The following is a 21,798-nucleotide window of genomic DNA, read 5'->3' on the forward strand; positions in this document are numbered from 1 at the left end:
AAATCCGATACCAGAGGACTGGTATCGGATTTTCTAGAAAGCCCGGCTTGGACTCAAATGCTTAAGTGAACAGCATTACGCCGAAGCGGGGCTTTTTGTTGCACGATTACTCAGGCAGTCGCTGTTGTGGCGGTTGTGAGCAGGGTCACAACCTGAACTGCGCAAAATCCAGGTTGGTGCCCCCCGGTCGCATGTCCTGCAGGTACGAATCCTTGTCGGCGCTCAGTTCCAGGCTCAAGGCGGCCTTGCGCTTGCCCTGGTTGCGCACTTCCAGGCCTTCCAGTTTTTCTCGCAGGAATACGGTCGGCACCTTCAGGTGCAGCAACTCGTCGGTGGCCGGGGTGTGCAGCAGCAGATGAATCCATTCGTACTGGCCGACAGCCAGGCGGGTCACCGGGATGTTGAACCAGAAGATGTTGCGGTTGCGGTTCAATTCGCTGAAATGGCAGTTGTTGACGCCCAGGACGGCGCCGCCCAGTTCCTGGTTTCTGCGGGCGATGGCCTGCTTCTTATCGAGTTTCATAACGTTCCTACGGGATTAAAGCTTCGGGCCGAGCCTGAATACGTGGGGCATTCTCGACGGTTGCCGGGCAAACATAAAGCCCTGCCGGTGCGAAGAATGAAACTTGCGCTGTGGCGCATGGGTCAATTCTGCGTCGGGATGAGATTGTTCCAAAGTCGCCAAACAGGCTACTTTGAGGTAAAAAACGCCCCTTGAGTCGCCACGCGACCCCTTTTTTGCGGCGAAAGGAGACGCTCATGATATTTCCGGACATGAAAGGCTTGCCTCTGCATCGCGTGATGGTGCGTACGGTGACCGAATTTCTCGACGACGAGATGTCCACCTACGCCTCGGCACTGGCCTACCAGATGCTGTTTTCCCTGTTTCCCTTCATCCTCTTTCTGATCGCGCTGATCGGCTTCCTGCATTTGCCGGATTTCTTCTCGTGGCTGCGCCTGCAGTCCGAGCTGGTGTTGCCGCCCCAGGCGCTGGAGCAGGTCAACCCGGTGATCGACCAGCTCCAGCAATCCAAGGGCGGGTTGCTCTCGGTGGGTATCGTGGTTGCGTTGTGGACGGCCTCGGCGGGGGTGCGGCTGATGATGAGCGCCATGAACGCCGCCTACGATGTGGTCGAGGGGCGCCCGGCCTGGAAGCGCTTTCCACTGTCGATTTTCTACACGGTTGGCATCGCCGGCATGCTGCTCATCGCGGCGGCGCTGATGGTCCTCGGGCCGCAGGTGATGGAATGGATTGCGGCCCAGGTCGGGTTGGAGGAATTCATCGTCACGCTCTGGACGATCGTGCGCTGGCCGGTGATCGTGATCCTGTTGATGGTGGCGGTGGCGCTGATCTACTACGTGATGCCCGACGTGAAGCAGGAGTTTCGCTTCATCACCCCGGGCTCGGTGCTGGCGGTGGTGGTCTGGATCATCGCCTCCCTGGGCTTCGCTTTTTACGTCAAGACCTTTGCCAATTACAACGCCATGTATGGCAGTATCGGCGCGATCATCGTGTTGTTGCTGTACTTCTATATCTCGGCGGCGGTGTTGCTGCTGGGGGCGGAGATGAATGCGGTGATCGAGCACATGTCCGCCGAAGGCAAGGACCGTGGTGAGAAGGTGCCGGACGAGCACTGGAAACAGCACGTCTCGGGGCTGGCGCGCGACCACTCCATCAAACCGGACACCGATCCGAACGCAGGCGAAGCCCGACCATGATTCGAGAAATCCTCAAGATGGGCGATGCGCGCCTGCTGCGCATCGCTGCGCCGGTTCCGCCGCAGATGTTCGACAGCCCGGAGCTGTGGCAATTGATCGACGACATGTTCCAGACCATGGAAAGCGTCGGTGGCGTCGGTCTGGCGGCGCCGCAGATCGGCGTGGACCTGCAACTGGTGATTTTCGGCTTCGAACACAGCGAGCGTTATCCCGATGCGGAAGCCGTGCCCCAGACAATCCTGATCAACCCGCTGATCACGCCGCTGAGCCCGCTGATGGAAGAGGGTTTCGAAGGTTGCCTGTCGGTGCCTGGCCTGCGCGGGGCGGTCGATCGTTATCAGCACATCCGCTATGAAGGCTTCGATCCCAAGGGCGAGCCGATCGTGCGGACAGCCTCGGGCTTCCACGCACGGGTGGTGCAGCATGAATGCGACCACTTGATCGGGCGGCTGTACCCGTCGCGCATCACCGACTTCAGCAAGTTCGGGTTTACCGAGGTGATGTTCCCGGATCTGGATCCCACGGCCGACGACTGAACATTCACATCAATCCTCTGTAGGAGCGAGCCTGCTCGCGATAGCGGTGGGTCAGCTTGCATCGTTGTTGAATGTCCTGCCGCCTTCGCGAGCAGGCTCGCTCCCACAGGGGCGGTGATAGGCATCAGGACCGCGTGCCTGGCTCCAATCCCATCGCAATCATCGGCTTGCTGCGGGCATACCGGCTCAGGCGCTCGGCCATCGCATAGGGCAGGACGGGCTCGAAGGTGAAGCCGTGCCGCTCGTAGAACCCGCGCAGTTCCGGGTGGCAGAACAGCCACACCGGTGCCTCCACGGCCTTCACCGCTTCGCTGATCAACCGTGCCGCGACACCTTGCCCGCGGTGTGCCGGGTCGACAAACAACCCCGTCAACCAGTGCCCGCCCGACACCGGTCGCAGGCACAGGGCGGCAACGATGTCATCCTGTCTCGCCACCCACAGCTGCGCGTCACGCACGGCTTTCATCGAGGATTGATGGGCGCGGTAGAACTTGTTCATCAGTGGCCACAGCGGTTCATCGAGCAGGGTATAGCGGATTTCGGACATGACGACGTCGTGGGGACAGTGAGGAGGGTGATTATAAGGGAATAGGTTTCGACTGGCTGCACGATGAACCGGGGCTGACCCTAATGCCAATCAGTTGAGCCAGACCTGTGGGGGCAAGCTTTGCTTCCACAGGTTTTTCACCCCCGGCGCCTTATCTGCTGGCCGCCGGCAGGCTCAGAGCGACGCGAGGAATGCCGCAGCCGGATCCTTGTCGCTGGTATTGCGGTGTTCCTGAGCCTTTTCCACCTGCGCCATGGCGGACTTGTCCTGCATGCGCTGGGCAATTTCCTGGCCGACCGCCAGTTGCTTCTCGGGCGGCATCGCCTCGTATTCTTCTTCGCTGATGCCCATCTCCGCGAGAATGGCATCACGCAGGCGTTCTTCGGGCGTCTTGCTCATGTAGTCCTTGAAATCCTTCAGTGCCGAGCTCTCGGTCTGGCGCGCCGGGGCATCCTGGGAGGCGACGGTCTGCAACTGCACGCGGGTCTTGGCGAATGCCTCATCGACCTTGTCGCTGATGGCGGTGGCGGCATTGACCTGCTGTGTGGCCTGTTGGGTGATGGACTCCTGGACCTGGGCATTGCCCTGGCTGGCCTGGGCCTGGACGTTATCGCGCAACGCCTGTAGCGCGGCGCTTTGCAGACCGCTGGCGGCGTCGGCGGTCGGGTCTTCGCCCGGGCGCTTGAGCGGCAGAATCATTGCTTGCTGTTTGGCACTGACCAACATGATAGGCACCTGTAGGTAATGGCTGAGCGATGGGCAGGAGCAATTCCCATGCCGACAGCCCGGAGCCTCGGGTTCCAAGGGCTGTAGGGGGACCAGGCGAGGCGAAGCGGCCAGCCCTTGCCGTTGACCGGCAGGGATCGACCGCCTCTGCGTCACGAGATGGGGTCAGGTACTTTCGCGAATCTTGAGCTCGAAGCCCATGTCCTCCACGGGTTGGGCAATGCGGTTGCCGGCCATCAGCGTCAGCATCTGTTCGGCGGCACGGCGGCCGATAGCCTCCCGTGGCGTGCTGATGCTGCTCAGGCGCGGCACCATGTGGGCCGAGGCGGGCAGGTCGTTGAAGCCAAGGACCGAGATCTGCTCGGGAATCCTGATGCCACAGCGCAAGGCTTCGAACAGGGCGCCATGGGCGAGGTCGTCATTGCCGAAGAAGATCGCGTCGACATCCGGATGGCTGGCCAGCAGTTGCAGGAACAACTCGCCGCCCAGGCCCACCGATGACGGGCGCGGCGTCAGCAATTCCAGGTCCGGGTCGTACAGCCCGGCCTGCTGCAGGGCCCGGCGGAAACCTTCGCCCCGCAACAAGGTGCGTTGGTCCAGTTGTGCGCCGATATAAGCCAGGCGTTTACGGCCGCGGGAAATCAGGTGCCCGGCCGCCGTCTCGCCGGCCTTGAGCTGGGAAAAGCCGACGCAGTTGAGGCCCGCCCCAGGGTCCAGCTCCATCATGTAGACACAGGGAATGTTGCTGGCCTCGATCATGCGGCGGGCGCTCTCGGTGCGGTCGAAGCCGGTCAGCAGCAGACCACGAGGCTGATAGGCCATGTAGTTGCGCAGCAGGTCTTCTTCTTCGTCCCGGGAGTAGTGGTAGTTGCCGATCACTACCTCGAAGCCCTTGGGCCTCAAGACACGATGAATGGCTTCCAGGGTGTCGATGAACAGCAGGTTGGACAGCGACGGTACCAACACCACCACCGAGTGGCTCTGGGCCGAAGCCAGGGCGCGCGCGGCGGGGTTGACGACATAGTTGAGTTCTCGTGCCGCCTGTCGGACTTTTTCCACCAGGTCAGTGGCCACGGTGCTGACGCCGCGCAGGGCACGGGAAGCGGTGATGGGGCTGACACCGGCCAGGCGTGCGACTTCGTTGAGCGTAGGGCGACCGGTGGTGCGGGTATTCTTATCGTTCTTGGAGACGGTCATCAGGTGGCTTGCCAAACAAAAATCAAGGCACTAAGGTAGCGCTGTCTCGACGCGGCTGCAAATGCGCGAGTGGGGTTTGCCTGAATCCCATCCGTTGGTGTCGTGGACGAAAAATGCTGCAACCACAAAAATGACAAGAAGGCGTCGGCAACTTCTGCTTTTGCTGCGGTGTCATAACTGGCAAAGGTAGCGCTGTCTGCGCGCTGAGGTGTTACATGAACAATCCCATCACCGCCCTGGTCATCATGGGCGTTGCCGGTTGCGGCAAGACATGCGTCAGCCAGGCCCTGTGCCAATTGAGCGGCGCCACTGCCATCGAAGGCGACACCTTCCACCCCGCGGCCAACATCCAGAAGATGAGCGCCGGTATTCCCCTGAACGACGACGACCGTGCCGGCTGGCTCGACAGCCTGTGCGACGAGTTGCGCCGTGTCGACGCCACGGGCGAGCGCCCGGTGCTGACCTGCTCGGCCCTCAAGCACAGTTATCGCGAGCGTCTGCGCAGTGCCTTGCCAGGCCTGGGGTTCGTATTCCTTGAGCTGACGCCCGAAGTGGCCGCCGACCGCGTTTCCCACCGGCCCGGCCATTTCATGCCGTCGACCCTGATCGACAGCCAGTTCGCCACCCTTGAATCCCCTGTTGGCGAGCCCCTGACCCTGGCTCTGGACGCGTCCAGCCACAGCGTTGACGAGCTGGCCCATCAGGCTTACGTCTGGTGGTTGGCCCATGGTTTGAAGCTTGCCAGCTGAGTTTCAAAATTTTGCGTCAGAAAGATAGCGCTGTCCCGACGACTCATAAATAACTGCTTCAATAACAACAACAAATCAGGAGACACCTCCCATGTTCGGCATGTCCCACGAGACGTTCCTACTGCTTGATGCAGTGGTCACGGTGATCGGACTCATCCTCCTCATCACCCAGTTCAAGTTCCACCCGTTCATAGCACTGACCATCGCCGCCGCGTTCCTCGGCCTGACGTCGGGCATGCCGACCGGCACCATCATCAAGGCGTTCCAGGACGGCTTCGGTGGCGTACTGGGCTTCGTCGGCATCATCCTGGCGCTGGGCACGATGCTGGGCAAGATGATGGCCGAGTCGGGCGGGGCCGATCAGATCGCCCAGACCCTGATCCGAGCCTTCGGCAAGGACAAGGTGCAGTGGGCGATGATGTTCGCCGCATTTCTGGTGGGCATCCCGTTGTTCTTCGAAATCGGTTTCGTGCTGCTGATTCCACTGGTGTTCATCGTGGCGCGCCGCACCGGCGTGTCGATCATCAAGATCGGTATCCCGCTGTTGGCAGGCCTTTCCGCCGTTCACGGCCTGGTGCCGCCGCATCCGGGGCCGCTGCTGGCGATTGGCGTGTTCGGTGCCGACATCGGCAAGACCATTCTTTACGGCCTGATCGTCGCGCTGCCGACCGCCATCATTGCCGGCCCGATCTTCGGTACGTTCATTGCCAAGCGCATCCCCGGCCATCCGAACCAGGAACTGGTGGACCAACTGGCCCGCGAGACAAACGCTGCCGAACTGCCAAGCTTCGGCATCACCCTGATCACCGTGTTGTCCCCGGTGTTCCTGATGCTGCTCAAGACTTTCGCTGACGTGGCGCTGCCGGACGGCAACCTCTTCCGCGCCTGGATGGACATGATCGGCCACCCGATCTCGGCCTTGCTGCTGGCCTTACTGCTGTCGTTGTACACCTTCGGCTACAAGCAGGGCATCGGTTCCAGCCAGATGCTCAAATGGCTGGACGCCAGCCTCGCACCGACCGCCGCGATCATCCTGATCATCGGTGCCGGCGGTGGTTTCAAGCAGATGCTGGTGACCAGCGGCGTGGGTGACGTAATCGGCCACATGGCCGTAAGTGCGCAGATTTCGCCGATCCTGCTGGCCTGGCTGGTGGCCGCGGTGATTCGTATCGCCACTGGCTCGGCCACCGTTGCAACCATCACCGGCGCGGGCATCGTCGTACCCGTGGTGGGAATGATCCCAGGGGTAAACCGTGAGCTGTTGGTATTGGCGACCGGTGCCGGTTCGTTGATTCTGTCTCACGTCAACGATGCAGGCTTCTGGCTGGTCAAGCAGTACTTCAACATGACCGTGGCCGAAACCTTCAAGACCTGGACGGCGATGGAAACCATCCTGTCGGTGGTGGGGTTGGGCTTTATCCTGTTGTTGTCGTTGGTGGTCTGAGCAATAACGCAAAACCCAATGTGGGAGCGGGCTTGCTCGCGAAGGTGGACTGACAGTCAATCAGATGTTGAATGTTATATCGCCATCGCGAGCAAGCCCGCCCCCACAGTGTTTTTGTATCAGGCGTTGGTCTTGCTGACCAACCCATCGGCCCGGAACATCGCCCGAATCCCACGCACCGCCTGGCGGATCCGGTCCTGATTCTCGATCAGCGCAAAGCGCACATGATCATCCCCATACTCGCCGAAGCCCACCCCCGGCGAAACGCAGACCTTGGCTTCGGCCAGCATCTTCTTGGCAAACTCCAGTGAGCCCAGGTGCGCATAGGCCTCGGGAATCTTGGCCCAGACGTACATCGACGCCTTGGGATTCTCCACCATCCAACCCAGTTCATGCAGGCCCTTGACCAGCACATTGCGGCGCTGGCGGTACTGCTCGGCGATGTCGCGCACGCACTGCTGATCGCCTTCCAACGCGGCGATGGCGGCCACCTGCAACGGGGTGAAGGTCCCGTAGTCGTGGTAGCTCTTGATCCGCGCCAGGGCACTGACCAGTTCCGGGTTGCCGACCATGAAGCCGATGCGCCAGCCAGCCATGTTGTAGCTCTTGGACAGGGTGAAGAACTCCACCGCAATGTCCTTCGCGCCAGGCACTTGCATGATCGATGGTGCTTTCCAGCCGTCGTAAACGATGTCGGCGTAGGCCAGGTCGTGGATCACCAAGACATCGTACTGCTTGGCCAGGGCTATGACCCGCTCGAAGAAATCCAGCTCCACGCACTGGGCGGTGGGGTTGGACGGGAAGCCCAGGATCATCATCTTCGGCTTGGGAATCGAACCGCGAATGGCCCGCTCCAGTTCATCGAAGAAATCCACCCCTGGCACCAGTGGTACCGAGCGCACCTGGGCGCCGGCGATCACTGCGCCGTAGATGTGGATCGGGTAGCTGGGGTTGGGCACCAGTACCGTGTCGCCCTGGTCCAGGGTTGCCAGCATCAGGTGGGCCAGGCCTTCCTTGGAGCCGATGGTGACGATGGCTTCGCTTTCAGGGTCGATGTCCACCTCGTAGCGGTCCTTGTACCAGCGCGAAATGGCGCGGCGCAGGCGCGGGATGCCTTTGGAGGTGGAGTAGCCGTGGGTGTCTTCACGCTGGGCGACGGTGACCAGTTTTTCCACGATGTGTGGAGGCGTGGCGCCGTCGGGGTTACCCATGCTCAAGTCGATGATGTCTTCGCCGCGCCGACGCGCAGCCATCTTCAGCTCGGCAGTGATATTGAATACGTAAGGGGGGAGTCGATCGATGCGCGCAAAGCGGCGCGGCGAACCTTGTTCGGCCATTGTTGCCTCGAAATACGTGAGCGCCCGGAACCGTCCGAGCGACGTTGGCCACTGCGGTGGCCTGCGGCGCAAGATAATGGCCGCCATGGCCGCTTGTCCAGTGGCGGCCCACAACTATTTTCGACGACACTGTCGATCCGCTCGTGGGATGCGTGCGGACTGTTCAATTGCCATACCCCACTCGAACGGAATGATGATGGAATTTTCCAGCGGCTTTTTGCTGAGTCTCTCCCTATGCCTGGACATCGGTATCGCCAATATCGCGATGATCACCCTCGCCATGCAGCGTGGCTATTTCCAAGGCTTCGCCCTCGGCCTGGGGACCTGCGTGGGTGATCTGGTCTACGCGGTACTGGCCCTGGCCGGCATGACCGTGTTGCTGCAATACGAAGCGGTGCGCTGGGTGCTGTGGATCGGCGGTTCGGTGCTGTTGCTGTACTTCGCGGCAAAAATGGTCCACTCAGCGATTTATCACGGTGCAGTGCTGGAGCAGGCGGGGGAGATGCAGGGCAACTCCTCTGGCCAGGAATTCCTGCGGGGGATTTTCCTGGCCATGTCATCCCCCAGCGCGATACTCTGGTTCGCGGCCGTGGGTGGTACGCTCATTGCCCGTTCAGGGGGGGCTCGGTGCTCAGCTCGGTCCTGTTTCTCGGTGGCTTCCTCTGCGCCGGGTTGCTGTGGAGCGCCAGCCTGTGCCTGGCGGCGACCCAGGGCGGAAAATTATTGGGGGATAAATTGCTGCGTTATTCCTATTGGGCATCCGCTGCGATCTTCTGTTATTTCGCTGTTTACGTGATCGTTTCTGGTTACAACGAGTTTGTAGGGGCTTCTGTAGCGACGGCCATTCCGGCGTCCTGACAAGCGAAACGGCCCTGGCAATCATGGTTTGGCTTCTATACTGCCAAGCCCGACCTCATGTTTTGCGGAGTGTTGACGCATGGAAAAGCCCCAACGCGATTACACAGCCGAACCACGCTTCGAACACGGAAACTTTCATCTTATCGCCGGATTTGGCGGTCGTTTCACCCAGGAGACCGCCCAAGGTATCCCCCTGCTCTGGGAAAAGTTTTTGCCCTGGCTCGGTAACGTGCCAGGGCAGAAAAGCGAAGTCACTTACGGTGTGTGTTGCAACCCGGACGGGAAGGGCGGGTTCGAATACATCGCCGGCGTGGAGATCAGCCGACTCGACGATCTGCCGGAACAGTACCGCTGGATCGAAATCCAGCCCGCTCACTATGCGGTGTTCGAACACCGTGGACCCTTGAAAAACCTGCCGGACACCTTTCACTACATCTGGAATGTCTGGTTGCCCCAATCCGGTCACGAAGCCGCGGAGGCGCCGGAGTTCGAACGCTACAGCGAAGACTTCAACCCCAGGACCGGCGAAGGCACGCTGGAGATCTGGATACCGCTCAAGAGCTAGAGAGCATCAGGCTCATCCGCCGCTCATAACCGACGCGGCCCTTGTAGGCCTCGCCACAGTCGACCCAGCCCATTCGGGTGTACAGGCCGATGGCCGGTTCGTTAGCGGCATCCACCGAGAGTTCCAACCCCCTGATTTCCGGCCAGGCCGCACGCGCCACGGCGGGCAGTGCCTGCAGGCAGGCCCTGCCGTGGCCCTGGCCCTGGGCCCGGTGATCGACCTGCAGGGCGTGCAGGGTCGCGCTGTGCTCATCGGCCCAGGCGGGCAGCACAGGCGGCCGCTTGAGCACCAGGAACGCCATCGGCGCGCCGTCGACCAGCAACGCGAAACCCTTGATCCCCGGGCAGGGCCGGGACAGCAGCATGTGCAGTGCGCCGTGGATGTCGCCGGCGAACCGGACCTGTTCAGGCAGGAGCTCTATGGCTTGCACCTGTTGGCGCTGGACAGCGTTCAGATGTTCGTAGGCGACGAGTTGAGCAGTCACAGTAACGTCCGTTGGCCGCTGGCAGGATGAGGCTAGATTCTAGCGACTTTTCTTTCTTGAATTATTTTTATCCGGCATGTCGATTCGCCGTTTCCCCAGACGACAAAGGGTGTCTTCAACAAAAACCTGTGGAGAATCACCATGAATACCCAAGCCGCCGAAACCGAAATCCAGGCCCTGATCGACACCTATCGGCAGGCCGTCATGGCCAAGGACGTCGAGAAGGTCATGGCGCTCTATGCCGATGACATCGTCTCGTTCGACGCTATCCAGGCCCTGCAATTCAAGGGCAAGGTCGCCTATCGCGCCCATTGGCAGGCCTGCATGGAAATGTGCCCTGGCCCGCACAAGTTCGACTTCCATCAGGTCAGGATCAATGCGGCGGACAACATCGCTTTCGCCCATTGGCTGGCCTATTGCGGCGGCACCAACGACAAGGGCGAAGAACAGGCCTGTTGGATGCGCGTGACGGCCTGCTATCAACGGATGGCGGGACAATGGAAGATCGTCCATGAACATTGGTCGGCGCCGTTCGATCCGATGGCGGGCACGGCGATATTCGACCTCCAGCCCTGATCGTCGGTTTTTTCGCCACCGCGTCCTTCTACCGTCATAGTTGACCCGTTCGGTCCCGGAGTTTTTCATGAAGTATTTATGCCTGGTGTATAGCAACGAACAAACGCTGCACAGCTCGCCCGACAGCCCGGAGGACGCCGAGTGCATGGCCTATGCCGAGTCGATCCAGAGCAGCGGGCTGATGATCGCCGCCGAGGCCCTGGAGTCGGTGCAGACCGCGACCACCGTGCGCATGCGCGGCGGCAAGCTGGCGATCACCGACGGACCGTTCGCCGAAACCAAGGAGCAACTGGCGGGTTTCTACCTGATCGATGCCAAGGATTTGAACGAGGCCATCCAGGTCGCCGGTAACATCCCGGCGGCCCGGGTCGGTTGCGTCGAAGTCCGACCGGTACGCCAATTGAACCCCTGAACAACAATCACAAACAGGATCCGATTCATGAACCTCACACCTGCTGCTTTCGAGTTGTCCATCAGCCGGCTGATCGATGCCCGGCGCCAGCAGCGCTTCCGTGCCTTTCACTGGAGCGAAGAGGAACGGCAGGCCCACGAAGCCATGGGCTTCCATGACGGCTGGGGGCAGAGTCTGGGCCGGCTCGATGCGTTGGTCACCCAAGGCATGCCCGACTGATGTCGGCCGATGTGGTCAAGGCGCGGGTCGAACAGGTCTATCGGCAAGACTCGCGGCGGATCCTGGCGACGCTGATTCGCTTGCTGGGGGATTTCGACCTGGCGGAAGAAGCCCTGCACGAAGCCTTCTTCATTGCGGTCGAGCGTTGGCAGCGTGACGGCGTGCCGGACAACCCGAGGGCCTGGCTGGTGTCCGCCGGGCGCTTCAAGGCCATCGACAGCCTGCGCAGGCGAGCGCGCTTCGCGGCGTCCCAGCCGATGCTGATCGCCCAGCTCGAGGCCCTTGAGCAGTCTGACTGGAGCGACGAAGACGTGGAAGACGATCGTCTGCGGCTGATTTTTACCTGTTGCCACCCGGCCCTGGCGGCGGATGCCCAGGTGCCGTTGACGCTGCGGGAAGTCTGCGACCTGACCACCGAGGAAATCGCTCGGGCCTTCCTGGCTGCACCCGCGGCCATCGCCCAACGCATCGTGCGGGCCAAGGCGAAGATTCGCGACGCGAAAATCCCCTACCAGGTCCCGTCCCGTGCGGAACTGCCCGAACGCTTGGACAGTGTGCTGCGGGTGATCTACCTGGTGTTCAATGAAGGTTACTCGGCTTCGATGGGCGCCGAGTTGACCCGAGAAGACCTGACCCGCGAAGCCATCCGCCTTGCACGGCTGTTGATGGAGTTGTTGCCTGAGGCCGAGGTCATGGGGTTGTTGGCGCTGATGCTGCTGCACGAATCCCGGCGGACGGCGCGCACGTCGGATACCGGTGAACTGGTATTGCTGGATGAGCAGGACCGTTCCTTGTGGAATGCGCAACTGATTGCCGAAGGTTGCCGGTTGGTGGAGGCCGCGCTGAATACCCGTCGGTTCGGGCCTTATTGCCTGCAAGCGGCGATTGCGGCCGTCCACGCCGAAGCGCCCACCGCGCAGGAAACCGACTGGCCGCAGATCGTCGGGCTGTATGACGTGCTGCTGCGGGTCATGCCGTCGCCGGTGATCGAACTCAATCGCGCCGTCGCCCTGGCCAAGCGCGACGGGCCGGAGGCGGGGTTGCGCCAGATCGAGGCGATCCTGGGGCGGGGCGATCTGCTCGACTATCACCTGGCCCACTCGGCACGGGCGGAATTCTGCCGGCAGTTGGGGCGAGTGGAAGAGGCGAGGGTGGCTTATCGGCGTGCGCTTGAATTGACACAGCAACTGCCGGAGCGACGGTTTCTTGAGGGGCGGCTGGCGGAATTGGCCAAGCAACCATAGCCGGCCCGGCGACAAATCTGTGTGCGAGCCTGCTCGCGAAGCGGTGGGCCAGTCGATGCAAATGTTGAATGTACCGACGCCTTCGCGAGCAGGCTCGCTCCCACAGGGGATTGGGGGGGGGCGCTGGTATTGAGCTTGATCGGGTTATTGTGGGAGCGGGCTTGCTCGCGAGCCCGGAGCAAGCCCCACAGAAATGCGGTTTCCTCTGCCAATGAAAAGGCGACCCGAAGGTCGCCTTTTCATTCCGCCAGCGTTGATCAGAACTCGTGATCAGCGTTGTCCGGGTTCAGGTCACTGATGCCCAGTTTGCCGGCAGCCTGTTCGATCGAACCGGTCTGCTTGACCAGGGCTGCGATGGCGTCGCGGACGATCTGGTTGCCGGCGGTGTTGCCGGCCGCGATCAACTGGTCGTAGTGCTCACCCTTGTTGGCGTGATCGACCATGACCTGGATCTTGGCCTCGGTATCGGCCAGGTCGGCCTTGAGCGCGGTATCCGCGGCCGGGTCGGCCTTGGCTACCAGGGAAGACAGGCTGGCGCCGGTCATCTTGGTACCGTCGACGCGGGTGTATTCGCCCAGGTACACGTTGCGCACGCCCTTGGCGTCGTAGAAGTGCGAGTTGTGGGTGTTGTCGCTGAAGCAGTCCTGCTCGTCTTCTGGCGAGTTGGCTTCCAGGGACACCTTCATGCGCTCGCCCGCCAGTTCACCGAGGGACAGGCTACCCATGCCGAACAGCATTTTGCGCAGGCCGCTTTCAGCCGGTTCCGCTTCCAGGGTGGCGCGGTAGTTGTCGGCCACGTTTGGCTTCCAGTTGCCGACCATTTCTTCCAGGTCGCTGACCAGCAATTGGGTCACGGACTTGAGGTAGGCACGACGACGGTCGTTGTGGCCGCCAGTGGCGCCGGCGCCTTCCAGGTAGTCGGAAGCCGGGCGGTTGCCGGCACCGGGACCGGTGCCGTTGAGGTCCTGGCCCCACAGCAGGAATTCGATGGCGTGGTAGCCGGTGGCGACGTTGGCCTCGGAACCACCCAGCTCATTCAGGCTGGCGAGCTTTTCCGGGGTGATGTCTTTCACGTCGACCTTGTCTTCGCCCACCTGGACTTCAGTGTTGGCGATGATGTTGGCGGTGGCGCCCGGGTTACCCAGTGCGTGCTCGTAGGATTTGTCGACGTAGTCGATCAGGCCTTCGTCCAGGGGCCAGGCGTTCACCTGGCCTTCCCAGTCGTCGATGATGGTGTTGCCGAAGCGGAACACTTCGCTCTGCAGGTAAGGCACGCGGGCGGCGACCCAGGCAGCGCGGGCGGCTTTCAGGGTGTCGGCGTTCGGCTTGGCCAGGAACGCGTCGACGGCGGTTTGCAGGGTCTTTGCAGTGGATTCGGCATCGCTGTAGACCGCATAGACCATGTCGGCGTAGTGCGCGACGACGGCCTTGGCGGCGGCTTCGTCGAGTTTGCCGGCGGCAGCAGGGGCGGCCGGTGCCGCGGTGCTGGCGGCAGGCGTTGGCGCTTGCGGCGCGGCAGCCTTGTCCTTGCCCTCGCCGCAGCCGGCGAGGGAAATAGCGATGGCCAGCAGACTGGCGGTAGCCAGGGGCATACGAATCATGGCAAACATCCTGCTTGGAAAATGGATGGGACTGGCGCAAGGGTGCGCAAAAGCTGCGACATAATGCGAAAGATTTGCATTATGTGTAAAGAGCTGCGTCTGTAAATATTTCTTATTTAATGAATGCGGATTGCAGGCTTCGCCGGCTCTTACAGAAAAATGCGATTTTTCTGTAAGAGCCGGGCAGGCCTGCGATCTTTGGAGGTGTCAGAGGATGGAGGCCTTGCTGCGCTGCGCCTGTTTCAGGTAAGCACCCAGCTCCCGTGCCGGCAGGGGTTTGCTGTAGTAGTAACCCTGACCTTCATGGCAGCCTTCGGCGATGATGTAGGCTTCCTGCTCGATCGTCTCGACACCTTCGGCGATCACCTGCATCCCGAGGCTCTTACCCAGCTGGATGATGGCGCGGACGATGGTCGCGTCATCTTCGTCATCGAGCAGGTCCTGGACGAAGCTCTTGTCGATCTTGATCTTGTCCAGGGGCAGGCTCTTGAGGTAACTCAGGGACGAATAGCCGGTCCCGAAATCATCGATGGCGATCAATGCGCCAGAGCGGCGCAGGCTCAGCAAGTGCTGGGCGGCGGTGGTGATGTCTTCCATCAGGCCGGTCTCGGTGACTTCGAGCTCCAGGCTGCGAGGCGGCAACCGGTACATCTGCAGGAGGTTGTTCACCACCCGAGGCAGTTCGGCATGGTGCAGTTGCACCGTGGACAGGTTGACTGCCATGCGCATGTCGACGAAACCCTGGTCGTGCCATTCGCGCAATTGCTTGCAGGCCTGGTCCAGCACCCACTCGCCGATGGCAATGATGGTGCCGTTCTGCTCGGCCAGTGGAATGAACAGATCCGGCGGTACGAAGCCATGTTCGGGATGGTGCCAGCGAATCAGGGCTTCGGTGCCCACCACGCGCAAGTCGCGATAGCTGATCTGCGGTTGGTAGACCAGGGTGAACTGTTCGCGAACCAGGGCCTCGCGTAGATCTTTCTCCAACTCGCGACGGCGGCGCATTTCACTGTCGACGCTGGCGATGTAGAACTGGTAGCGGTTGCGCGAGCGGGTCTTGGCCAGGGTCATGGTCTGCTCGGCTTTCTGCAACAACTTTTCGGTGCTGTCGCCGTCCTCGGGGAACAGCGTGATGCCGATGGTGGCACGCAGGCGGATTTCCTGGTCGTCGAGGGCGAAGGGCGCCTCCAGGTCGTCAAGGATGCTTTGCGACAGCTCGGCGGCTTCGTAAGGCTGCTCGATGTCGGCCTGCACCAGGGCGAACTGGTCGCCTCCCAGCCGTGCCAGCGCGCCCAGGCGGCCGCTGTGGGCCCGCAATCGATCGGCCAGGGCCAGCAGCAGTTGGTCACCGGTCTGGTAGCTGAACTGTTCGTTGATGCTCTTGAAGTCGTCCAGCCCCACGCACAGCACCGCCACGCGACGTTGCAGGCGGCCGGCGTCCACCAGGATCTTGTCCAGTTGCTGCTGAAGCTGTTGGCGGTTGGGCAGGCCGGTAAGAAAATCGTATTGAGCCATCCGCAGCAGGCTGTTTTCCGCTTCATGGCGCAGGTGTGTATTGCGTTCGATGGAGGCGAGCAATTGGTTGGCCGTGTTGATCCACAGGCCCAGCTCGTTGTCCTCGTGGCCGCGAAGCTGCGGGATCTTGTGGGCGCTGGGGCGATCGGGATTGATTTCCGTCAGGTGCTCGATGATCCGCGACAGCGGCTTGGTCAGCAGCCAGTGATAGACCAGGTACAACACCAGGCCCATTGCCAGGGCCCGCAACATGCCGGAGATGAAAATGATCACGGAGTTGATGATGAAACTCTGGCCGTAGGTGGAGGTGTCCAGGGTGATGCTCAGATCGCCGTAGTATTCGCTGTAGGGGCCACGGCCAACCAACTGCGTGGTGAAGGTACGCTCCTTGCCCAGGATCAGGTCGGTCAGCCAACGACTTTCAGAATGCTGCAGGGGGCGGGTCTTTTCGGCGAGCATGGTTTCACGAGGGTGACCGATGGAGGCCATGCGCACGGCTTCATCCTGGAACAGCCCTTCGATCACTTGCATGCCCATTTCCCGGTCGAGGCTGTAGACGGCCTGGGTAGACGGGTCGCGAAACATATCGAGAATGCGCTGGGCATCGCTGGCGACGGCCCGGTTGGTTTTATAGGCATCGAACACGATCTGAGCGCAGCTCAGAATCATGCCAACGATCAATGCCGAAAGGAGCACGACCCGGAGCAACTTCACAGACAAGCTGTTCTTGAGTTCCAGCTTCAAAGAGGGATTCCTTGTACCGTGCGGGTAGCGTCAAGTTGCCATGAGTATTGGCAATCCTGTGATGGCAGTCAAAGGGACAATCAAACACAAGGGATATTGCCTGGAACATGGCCGATATACGGTTTTTCCAGAGTGATTGCTCTACGGTCATTGTGTCGGTTGCAAAGGCCCGCAACTTGAGGCCTCGAAGGAATTTTTGTTGGAATCCGGACCTGAGGTCATCCGCTCGAAACCGGGGCGGGGATTTATGCCGGGCAAAAAAAACCCGGCAAAATGCCGGGCTCTTTTTTGGGCATCGGATCGAAACTCAGGCGGTGAAAGCCTTGCCTTCGAACTGCTCGGCCACGAATTTCCAGTTGACCAGGTTCCAGAACGCTTCGACGTATTTCGGGCGAAGGTTGCGGTAGTCGATGTAGTAGGCGTGTTCCCAGACGTCGCAGGTCAGCAGTGGGGTGTCGCCGCTGGTCAGGGGGTTGCCGGCGCCGATGGTGCTGGCCAGGGCCAGGGAACCGTCAGCCTTCTTCACCAGCCAGCCCCAGCCGGAACCGAAGGTGCCGATGGAAGTCTTGCTGAACTCTTCCTTGAACTTGTCGAACGAACCGAAGGCCCTGTTGATGGCTTCAGCCAGTGCGCCGGTAGGTTGACCGCCGGCGTTGGGCGCCAGGCAGTTCCAGTAAAAGGTGTGGTTCCAGACCTGAGCGGCGTTGTTGAAGATGCCGCCCGAGGAAGTCTTGACGATTTCTTCCAGGGTCTTGCCTTCGAACTCGGTGCCAGGCACCAGGTTGTTCAGGTTCACGACGTAGGTGTTGTGGTGCTTGTCGTGGTGGAACTCCAGAGTCTCTTTGGAGATGTGCGGCTGCAGTGCATCGTGTGGGTAAGGCAGCGGCGGCAATTCGAAAGCCATGGTGATTCTCCTAATCAGGTCAGTTGCGGTGAGCGCAAGGCCGATCACGGGCGGCCGGACTAGCGCCGGGGAGTTTGTACTCTTTGCGGCGCAAGGTCGGATCATAGCACCGGGGGGGCGGCATAACCACGCAACAACTGTGTGGAATAGAGGTTCCAGAGCGGTTTGGAATATCAGCCCATGACGATCAACTGCACCGCCACGGCGAACATCATCACCGCCACCAGCAGGTCGAGGATCCGCCAGGTGCTCGGGCGAGCCAGCCAGGGAGCCAGCCATGCGGCGCCGAAGGCCAGGGTAAAGAACCACACCAGCGAGGCACTGGCGGCGCCCATGACATAGGCACCGGGCACGCTCTGCTGGGCACCGAGAGAACCGATCAGCAGCACGGTATCGAGGTAGACGTGAGGGTTGAGCAGCGTCACCGCCAGCGCACTGAGCAACACCGCCCGCAGCGAGCGCACGGCCTGGTTTTCACCTTGTTGCAGGCTCTGCTTCGAACAGGCCCGGCGCAAGGCGAGGCTGCCGTACCAGAGCAGGAACGCCGCACCTCCCCAGCGGGCAATAGAGAGCAGCAACGGGCTCTGGGCCAGCAGCGTCGCCAGCCCGAATACGCCGGCCATGACCAGCAGCGCATCGCAGGTGACGCACAGCGCAGCCACGGGCAAATGATGTTCGCGACGCAGGCTCTGGGCCAGCACAAATGCATTCTGGGCGCCGATGGCCATGATCAGCCCGAGGGCTACCAGCAGCCCGTTCACATAGCTTTGCCACATCATCATTACTCCCCGCTCGCGGCCAGTTGCTGGAGCGCAGCCATGGCTCGTTCAGCGTCGTCGTGACCGACGAACAGATGGTCGTGGTAGTAACCGGCGATCACATTGCAACTGATGCCGGCATTGCCCAGCGCCGTGGCGAAGGCTGCGGTCAGGCCTACCGCCTGCAGGGCGGAGTGCACCTCCAGGGTGATCCAGGCGGCGACGTAGTCGAAGCCCAGCCCTGCCTTCTGCGCCTGGGATTTTTCCAGGATCACCGTCAGTCCTTCTCGCTCGAGAAAGCTGCCGACGATTGTGATGCCCGTGGGGACCCGGCCGTCAGGCAGGCTACAGAACACGTATTGGCCCTGATTGAGCTGCGGGCTCATGCTGCGCAGCAGGGTGTTCAATGATGTTTCGCCAGACATGGCTCGTTCCTTCTCAAGTGATGCTGGTCATTTTCCGGTCGAAAGCTGTATAAGAAAAACCAATCTTGCTGATTGCTCATTAGGAATACTGATGTTCGATTACAAACTGCTGGCGGCCTTGGCTGCGGTGGTGGAGCAGGCTGGCTTCGAGCGCGCCGCCCAAGTGCTGGGTTTGTCCCAATCGGCCATTTCCCAGCGGATCAAGCTGTTGGAGGCGCGCGTCGGCCAACCCGTGCTGGTACGCGCTACGCCGCCAGCCCCCACCGAGATCGGTCGTCGTTTGCTCAACCACGTGCAGCAGGTGCGCTTGCTGGAGCGCGATCTGCAAAGCCTGGTGCCGGCCCTGGATGAAGAGGGCCTGCCAGAACGCCTGCGCATCGCCCTGAATGCCGACAGCCTGGCGACCTGGTGGGCGGCAGCCGTGGGCGATTTCTGCGCCGAACATCATCTGTTGATGGACTTGGTGGTCGAGGACCAGACCGTGGGTCTCAAACGCATGCGCGCTGGCGAAGTGGCGGCGTGTGTTTGCGCCAGCGAGCGGCCGGTGGCCGGGGCTCGCAGCGTCTTGCTGGGCGCCATGCGCTACCGGGCCCTGGCGAGCCCGGCCTTCATCGCCCGGCACTTTCCCGATGGTGTGTGCGCCGAGCAATTGGCTCGCACGCCGGCCCTGGTGTTCGGCCCGGATGATTTCCTGCAGCACCGCTACCTCGCTTCCCTCGGTGTCGAAGGCGGTTTCGAGCACCATTTATGTCCCTCTTCCGAAGGTTTCATCCGCCTCGCCGAAGCGGGGCTTGGTTGGGGGCTGGTGCCGGAACTGCAGATGCGCGAACAACTGGCGCGTGGTGTGTTGGTGGAGTTGCTGGCAGATAAACCGATCGATGTGCCTTTGTACTGGCATCATTGGCGCAACGGTGGACAGTTGCTCGGGTTGTTGACCGATCAGTTGATTCGCTTCTCAAAGCGCTGGCTGGTGCCTTGGGCACCGCAATGAGCGTCAAGCCGCAAGCGACGCAGATTAATTTGCCGTGGCGGCTCGACGCTCGCCACTGCATGGGTTGGGGGCATTCATGAAAATTCTGGTTACCGGCGCAAGCGGCTTCATCGGTGGGCGCTTTGCGCGTTTCGCCCTGGAGCAGGGCCTGGATGTACGGGTCAACGGACGTCGGGCCGAGAGCGTGGAACACCTGGTGCGTCGCGGTGCGCAATTCGTCCCGGGGGACCTGGGCGATCCGCTGCTGGCCCGTGATCTGTGCCTGGATGTCGAGGCCGTGGTGCATTGCGCCGGCTCCGTGGGGTTGTGGGGGCGTTATCAGGATTTTCACCAGGGCAACGTCCAGCTCACGGAAAATATTGTCGAGGCCTGCCTCAAGCAGAAGGTCCGGCGCCTGGTTCACCTGTCGTCACCCTCGATCTATTTCGATGGCCGCGACCACTTCGGGTTGACCGAAGAGCAGGTGCCCAAGCGCTTCGGCCATCCCTACGCCGCCACCAAATACCTGGCCGAGCAGAAAGTCTTCGGCGCCCAGGAGTTCGGCCTTGAGGTGCTGGCCCTGCGGCCGCGTTTCGTGACCGGTGCCGGTGACATGAGCATCTTCCCGCGGCTGTTGAACATGCAGCGCAAGGGGCGGTTGGCGATTGTTGGCAACGGCTTGAACAAGGTGGATTTCACCAGCGTGCACAACCTCAACGAGGCGTTGCTCAGCAGTCTGCTGGTCACCGGCTCAGCCTTGGGCCAGGCCTACAACATCAGCAATGGAACGCCGATTCCGCTGTGGGACGTAGTCAACTATGTGATGCGGCAGATGGACGTCCCACAAGTCAGGCGTTACCGTTCCTACGGGCTGGCCTACAGCATTGCAGCGTTGAACGAAGGGGCCTGCAAGTTGTGGCCGGGTCGTCCCGAACCGACGCTGTCGCGCTTGGGCATGCAGGTCATGAACAAAAATTTCACCCTCGACATCAGCCGGGCCCGGCATTATCTCGATTACGATCCGCAGGTCAGCCTGTGGACCGCCCTCGATGAATTCTGCACTTGGTGGAAAGCCCGCTGATCGGCCCGTCATGAACCGAGTGCCGGGTTCGGGGTCAATGGGTGCGGTGGGCGAGGGGGTTATACTCGCCGCATCGAGCCATTACTGGTTTTTCAAAGGTTGAATCCATGCCCACGCGTAATGATGAACACGACGACTTCGACGATGTACCGAGCCTGCGGATGCGCGCCGACGTCCCCGATGACGATGACTTCCTGCCCAACCGTCAGGCGCATGTGCAAGCGCGCCCGACACCCGTGGCGGCGGCCAAGGTCAAGGGGCCGAGCACCGGACCGCTGTGGGCACTGGTCGGCGCGTTGCTGTGTGCGTTCGGCTTCCTGGCCTGGTGGAGCTTCCAGCAGATTTCCCTGATGGAGCAGCAGTTGGTGGCGACCCAGGAGAGTTTCGCGCGGATCAGTGAGGACGCGGCGGGGCGCTTGCAGGACATTTCCGGCAAGGTGGTGGCTGGCCAGTCCAATGTCATGAGCGACAGTGAAGCCTTGAAGCTGCAGGTCAAGCAGTTGGACAACAAGCTGCAAGACCAGGCCCGGCTGTTCGAAAGCAAGCTGCAAGAGCAGTACAGGCAACAGCAAGCCACCTTCGGTCCATCCGCCGACCTGGACAAGGAACTGGCCCAGCTCATCGCCCAGGCCACTGAACAGCAGAACACCAGCACGCAATTGCAAGCGGCCAACAAAGAGCTTCAAGCCCAGGTCAAGGCTCTGGCGGCTGAAGTGACTACCCTGAAGAACCAGGGGGAAGGCGGCGCGCTCGATGCCCAGCTCAAGAGCATCGGTGCCGATATCACTGCCCTGAAAAGGAATAGCCAGAACCCCGCCATCGAGCGTTTGGAGCAGGAGGTGATGGTGCTCAAGAGCCAGCAGGATAACCGCTCAGGCGGCACGGCCGAATTCGATGCCTTCCGCGGCCAGGTCACCCGCAACATCAATACGCTGCAAGCGCAGATCCAGAACCTTCAACAGCAACTCAGCGCCCGGGGGCAGTGATAGGTTTTTAACACCACCCCACCTGTGGGAGCGAGCAGGCTCGCACACAGTGGCTCGGGGTGTCGTGAAGGGGGTGCTCAGCACACAAAAAAGCCCCGCTTCGGCGGTAATGCTGTTCACTTAAGCATTTGAGTCCAAGCCGGGCTTTCTAGAAAATCCGATACCAGTCCTCTGGTATCGGATTTTTTATGCCCATTCAGC

At 61.3% G+C, this 21,798-nt stretch carries 22 protein-coding genes and 2 pseudogenes; 13 read left to right on the top strand and 11 right to left on the bottom strand.

Going from position 1 to position 21,798, the window contains the following annotated elements:
- Positions 1-145: 145 nt before the first annotated feature.
- Positions 146-523, bottom strand: coding sequence for a hypothetical protein (locus FBY02_RS27085; protein WP_041023856.1), 378 nt, complete (start codon positions 521-523; stop codon positions 146-148).
- 236 nt (positions 524-759) lie between these two features.
- On the opposite strand from FBY02_RS27085, the gene FBY02_RS27090 reads away from it, so the two are divergent.
- Complete coding sequence (locus FBY02_RS27090) at positions 760-1,719, top strand: YihY/virulence factor BrkB family protein (RefSeq protein ID WP_144931482.1); 960 nt, start codon at positions 760-762, stop codon at positions 1,717-1,719.
- Positions 1,716-2,255 carry a peptide deformylase gene (def, locus tag FBY02_RS27095; protein WP_144931484.1) on the top strand — a complete coding sequence of 180 codons (540 nt, stop codon included), beginning with the start codon at positions 1,716-1,718 and terminating at the stop codon, positions 2,253-2,255. The genes FBY02_RS27090 and def overlap by 4 nt, the downstream gene beginning before the upstream one ends.
- Before the next feature lie 124 nt (positions 2,256-2,379).
- Here the strand turns inward: def and FBY02_RS27100 are convergent, their stop codons facing one another.
- The 3 genes from FBY02_RS27100 to FBY02_RS27110 form a co-directional block, all read right to left on the bottom strand.
- Entirely contained in the window at positions 2,380-2,802 is a 423-nt protein-coding gene (locus FBY02_RS27100) for a GNAT family N-acetyltransferase (RefSeq protein WP_144931486.1), read from the bottom strand.
- A gap of 174 nt (positions 2,803-2,976) precedes the next feature.
- Positions 2,977-3,528 (bottom strand): hypothetical protein, encoded by a 552-nt coding sequence (locus tag FBY02_RS27105; protein ID WP_144931489.1) that lies wholly within the window; start codon positions 3,526-3,528, stop codon positions 2,977-2,979.
- Between the two features lie 165 nt (positions 3,529-3,693).
- A complete protein-coding gene (locus tag FBY02_RS27110) occupies positions 3,694-4,725 on the bottom strand; it encodes a LacI family DNA-binding transcriptional regulator (RefSeq protein ID WP_144931491.1) in 1,032 nt (343 codons plus the stop codon).
- Between the two features lie 215 nt (positions 4,726-4,940).
- On the opposite strand from FBY02_RS27110, the gene FBY02_RS27115 reads away from it, so the two are divergent.
- Complete coding sequence (locus FBY02_RS27115) at positions 4,941-5,474, top strand: gluconokinase (RefSeq protein WP_047701855.1); 534 nt, start codon at positions 4,941-4,943, stop codon at positions 5,472-5,474.
- A 91-nt stretch (positions 5,475-5,565) separates the two neighbouring features.
- The gene (locus tag FBY02_RS27120; RefSeq protein ID WP_144931493.1) at positions 5,566-6,918 is read left to right on the top strand and encodes a GntP family permease; all 1,353 of its coding nucleotides are present in this window, start codon (positions 5,566-5,568) and stop codon (positions 6,916-6,918) included.
- A gap of 119 nt (positions 6,919-7,037) precedes the next feature.
- On the opposite strand, the gene alaC is transcribed toward FBY02_RS27120, so the two are convergent.
- Positions 7,038-8,255, bottom strand: coding sequence for an alanine transaminase (gene alaC / locus FBY02_RS27125; RefSeq protein ID WP_144931523.1), 1,218 nt, complete (start codon positions 8,253-8,255; stop codon positions 7,038-7,040).
- 196 nt (positions 8,256-8,451) lie between these two features.
- Between alaC and FBY02_RS27130 the strand changes: the two are divergent.
- Together FBY02_RS27130 and FBY02_RS27135 are read left to right on the top strand one after the other, a co-directional pair.
- Positions 8,452-9,113, top strand: a pseudogene (locus FBY02_RS27130) (LysE family translocator).
- Between the two features lie 79 nt (positions 9,114-9,192).
- Positions 9,193-9,678, top strand: coding sequence for a GyrI-like domain-containing protein (locus tag FBY02_RS27135; protein WP_144931496.1), 486 nt, complete (start codon positions 9,193-9,195; stop codon positions 9,676-9,678).
- Here FBY02_RS27135 and FBY02_RS27140 read toward each other — a convergent pair.
- Positions 9,668-10,162: an N-acetyltransferase gene (locus FBY02_RS27140; protein ID WP_144931499.1), complete on the bottom strand. Its 495-nt coding sequence runs from the start codon at positions 10,160-10,162 to the stop codon at positions 9,668-9,670. The two genes, FBY02_RS27135 and FBY02_RS27140, sit on opposite strands and share 11 nt — an antisense overlap.
- Positions 10,163-10,303: 141 nt before the next feature.
- On the opposite strand from FBY02_RS27140, the gene FBY02_RS27145 reads away from it, so the two are divergent.
- From FBY02_RS27145 to FBY02_RS27160, 4 genes and pseudogenes are all read left to right on the top strand, one after another.
- A complete protein-coding gene (locus FBY02_RS27145; protein ID WP_144931501.1) occupies positions 10,304-10,738 on the top strand; it encodes an SgcJ/EcaC family oxidoreductase in 435 nt (144 codons plus the stop codon).
- A 67-nt stretch (positions 10,739-10,805) separates the two neighbouring features.
- Positions 10,806-11,150, top strand: a complete 345-nt coding sequence (locus FBY02_RS27150; protein WP_144931503.1) for a YciI family protein — start codon at positions 10,806-10,808, stop codon at positions 11,148-11,150.
- 99 nt (positions 11,151-11,249) lie between these two features.
- Positions 11,250-11,369 (top strand): annotated as a pseudogene (locus tag FBY02_RS27155) (polyketide cyclase); the annotation flags it as partial.
- On the top strand, positions 11,369-12,613 hold the full coding sequence (locus FBY02_RS27160) for an RNA polymerase sigma factor (RefSeq protein WP_144931505.1): 1,245 nt from the start codon (positions 11,369-11,371) through the stop codon (positions 12,611-12,613). The pseudogene FBY02_RS27155 and the gene FBY02_RS27160, both read left to right, overlap by 1 nt.
- 257 nt (positions 12,614-12,870) lie before the next feature.
- On the opposite strand, the gene FBY02_RS27165 is transcribed toward FBY02_RS27160, so the two are convergent.
- The 5 genes from FBY02_RS27165 to FBY02_RS27185 form a co-directional block, all read right to left on the bottom strand.
- On the bottom strand, positions 12,871-14,214 hold the full coding sequence (locus FBY02_RS27165) for an imelysin family protein (RefSeq protein WP_041023841.1): 1,344 nt from the start codon (positions 14,212-14,214) through the stop codon (positions 12,871-12,873).
- Positions 14,215-14,421: 207 nt separating this feature from the next.
- Positions 14,422-16,473 (bottom strand): bifunctional diguanylate cyclase/phosphodiesterase, encoded by a 2,052-nt coding sequence (locus FBY02_RS27170; protein ID WP_144931507.1) that lies wholly within the window; start codon positions 16,471-16,473, stop codon positions 14,422-14,424.
- A 307-nt stretch (positions 16,474-16,780) separates the two neighbouring features.
- Complete coding sequence (locus FBY02_RS27175; protein WP_144931510.1) at positions 16,781-17,377, bottom strand: superoxide dismutase; 597 nt, start codon at positions 17,375-17,377, stop codon at positions 16,781-16,783.
- 173 nt (positions 17,378-17,550) lie between these two features.
- The gene (locus FBY02_RS27180) at positions 17,551-18,153 is read right to left on the bottom strand and encodes a LysE/ArgO family amino acid transporter (protein ID WP_144931525.1); all 603 of its coding nucleotides are present in this window, start codon (positions 18,151-18,153) and stop codon (positions 17,551-17,553) included.
- A 5-nt stretch (positions 18,154-18,158) separates the two neighbouring features.
- Positions 18,159-18,560 carry an ACT domain-containing protein gene (locus FBY02_RS27185; protein WP_144931512.1) on the bottom strand — a complete coding sequence of 134 codons (402 nt, stop codon included), beginning with the start codon at positions 18,558-18,560 and terminating at the stop codon, positions 18,159-18,161.
- A gap of 85 nt (positions 18,561-18,645) precedes the next feature.
- On the opposite strand from FBY02_RS27185, the gene FBY02_RS27190 reads away from it, so the two are divergent.
- The 3 genes from FBY02_RS27190 to FBY02_RS27200 all read left to right on the top strand — a co-directional run bounded on the left by FBY02_RS27190 (position 18,646) and on the right by FBY02_RS27200 (position 21,597).
- Positions 18,646-19,551 carry a LysR family transcriptional regulator ArgP gene (locus tag FBY02_RS27190; RefSeq protein WP_178115395.1) on the top strand — a complete coding sequence of 302 codons (906 nt, stop codon included), beginning with the start codon at positions 18,646-18,648 and terminating at the stop codon, positions 19,549-19,551.
- Between the two features lie 76 nt (positions 19,552-19,627).
- Positions 19,628-20,611 (top strand): NAD(P)-dependent oxidoreductase, encoded by a 984-nt coding sequence (locus tag FBY02_RS27195; protein ID WP_144931518.1) that lies wholly within the window; start codon positions 19,628-19,630, stop codon positions 20,609-20,611.
- 107 nt (positions 20,612-20,718) lie between these two features.
- Positions 20,719-21,597: an ATPase gene (locus FBY02_RS27200; protein ID WP_144931521.1), complete on the top strand. Its 879-nt coding sequence runs from the start codon at positions 20,719-20,721 to the stop codon at positions 21,595-21,597.
- Positions 21,598-21,798 lie beyond the last annotated feature (201 nt).

Origin of the sequence: Pseudomonas sp. SJZ078 (genome assembly GCF_007828255.1) — a bacterium.
Lineage (GTDB): Bacteria > Pseudomonadota > Gammaproteobacteria > Pseudomonadales > Pseudomonadaceae > Aquipseudomonas.

What these genes read in the sequence shown, in the direction of transcription:
- FBY02_RS27200 (WP_144931521.1), top strand. Translation starts at nt 20,719, where the DNA reads ATGCCCACGCGTAATGATGAACACGACGACTTCGACGATGTACCGAGC.
- FBY02_RS27135 (WP_144931496.1), top strand. Translation starts at nt 9,193, where the DNA reads ATGGAAAAGCCCCAACGCGATTACACAGCCGAACCACGCTTCGAACAC.
- FBY02_RS27090 (WP_144931482.1), top strand. Translation starts at nt 760, where the DNA reads ATGATATTTCCGGACATGAAAGGCTTGCCTCTGCATCGCGTGATGGTG.
- FBY02_RS27195 (WP_144931518.1), top strand. Translation starts at nt 19,628, where the DNA reads ATGAAAATTCTGGTTACCGGCGCAAGCGGCTTCATCGGTGGGCGCTTT.
- FBY02_RS27110 (WP_144931491.1), bottom strand. Translation starts at nt 4,725, where the DNA reads ATGACCGTCTCCAAGAACGATAAGAATACCCGCACCACCGGTCGCCCT.
- FBY02_RS27160 (WP_144931505.1), top strand. Translation starts at nt 11,369, where the DNA reads ATGTCGGCCGATGTGGTCAAGGCGCGGGTCGAACAGGTCTATCGGCAA.
- FBY02_RS27145 (WP_144931501.1), top strand. Translation starts at nt 10,304, where the DNA reads ATGAATACCCAAGCCGCCGAAACCGAAATCCAGGCCCTGATCGACACC.
- FBY02_RS27150 (WP_144931503.1), top strand. Translation starts at nt 10,806, where the DNA reads ATGAAGTATTTATGCCTGGTGTATAGCAACGAACAAACGCTGCACAGC.
- FBY02_RS27105 (WP_144931489.1), bottom strand. Translation starts at nt 3,528, where the DNA reads ATGTTGGTCAGTGCCAAACAGCAAGCAATGATTCTGCCGCTCAAGCGC.
- def (WP_144931484.1), top strand. Translation starts at nt 1,716, where the DNA reads ATGATTCGAGAAATCCTCAAGATGGGCGATGCGCGCCTGCTGCGCATC.
- FBY02_RS27180 (WP_144931525.1), bottom strand. Translation starts at nt 18,153, where the DNA reads ATGTGGCAAAGCTATGTGAACGGGCTGCTGGTAGCCCTCGGGCTGATC.
- FBY02_RS27165 (WP_041023841.1), bottom strand. Translation starts at nt 14,214, where the DNA reads ATGATTCGTATGCCCCTGGCTACCGCCAGTCTGCTGGCCATCGCTATT.
- FBY02_RS27085 (WP_041023856.1), bottom strand. Translation starts at nt 523, where the DNA reads ATGAAACTCGATAAGAAGCAGGCCATCGCCCGCAGAAACCAGGAACTG.
- FBY02_RS27175 (WP_144931510.1), bottom strand. Translation starts at nt 17,377, where the DNA reads ATGGCTTTCGAATTGCCGCCGCTGCCTTACCCACACGATGCACTGCAG.
- alaC (WP_144931523.1), bottom strand. Translation starts at nt 8,255, where the DNA reads ATGGCCGAACAAGGTTCGCCGCGCCGCTTTGCGCGCATCGATCGACTC.
- FBY02_RS27100 (WP_144931486.1), bottom strand. Translation starts at nt 2,802, where the DNA reads ATGTCCGAAATCCGCTATACCCTGCTCGATGAACCGCTGTGGCCACTG.
- FBY02_RS27115 (WP_047701855.1), top strand. Translation starts at nt 4,941, where the DNA reads ATGAACAATCCCATCACCGCCCTGGTCATCATGGGCGTTGCCGGTTGC.
- FBY02_RS27120 (WP_144931493.1), top strand. Translation starts at nt 5,566, where the DNA reads ATGTTCGGCATGTCCCACGAGACGTTCCTACTGCTTGATGCAGTGGTC.
- FBY02_RS27185 (WP_144931512.1), bottom strand. Translation starts at nt 18,560, where the DNA reads ATGTCTGGCGAAACATCATTGAACACCCTGCTGCGCAGCATGAGCCCG.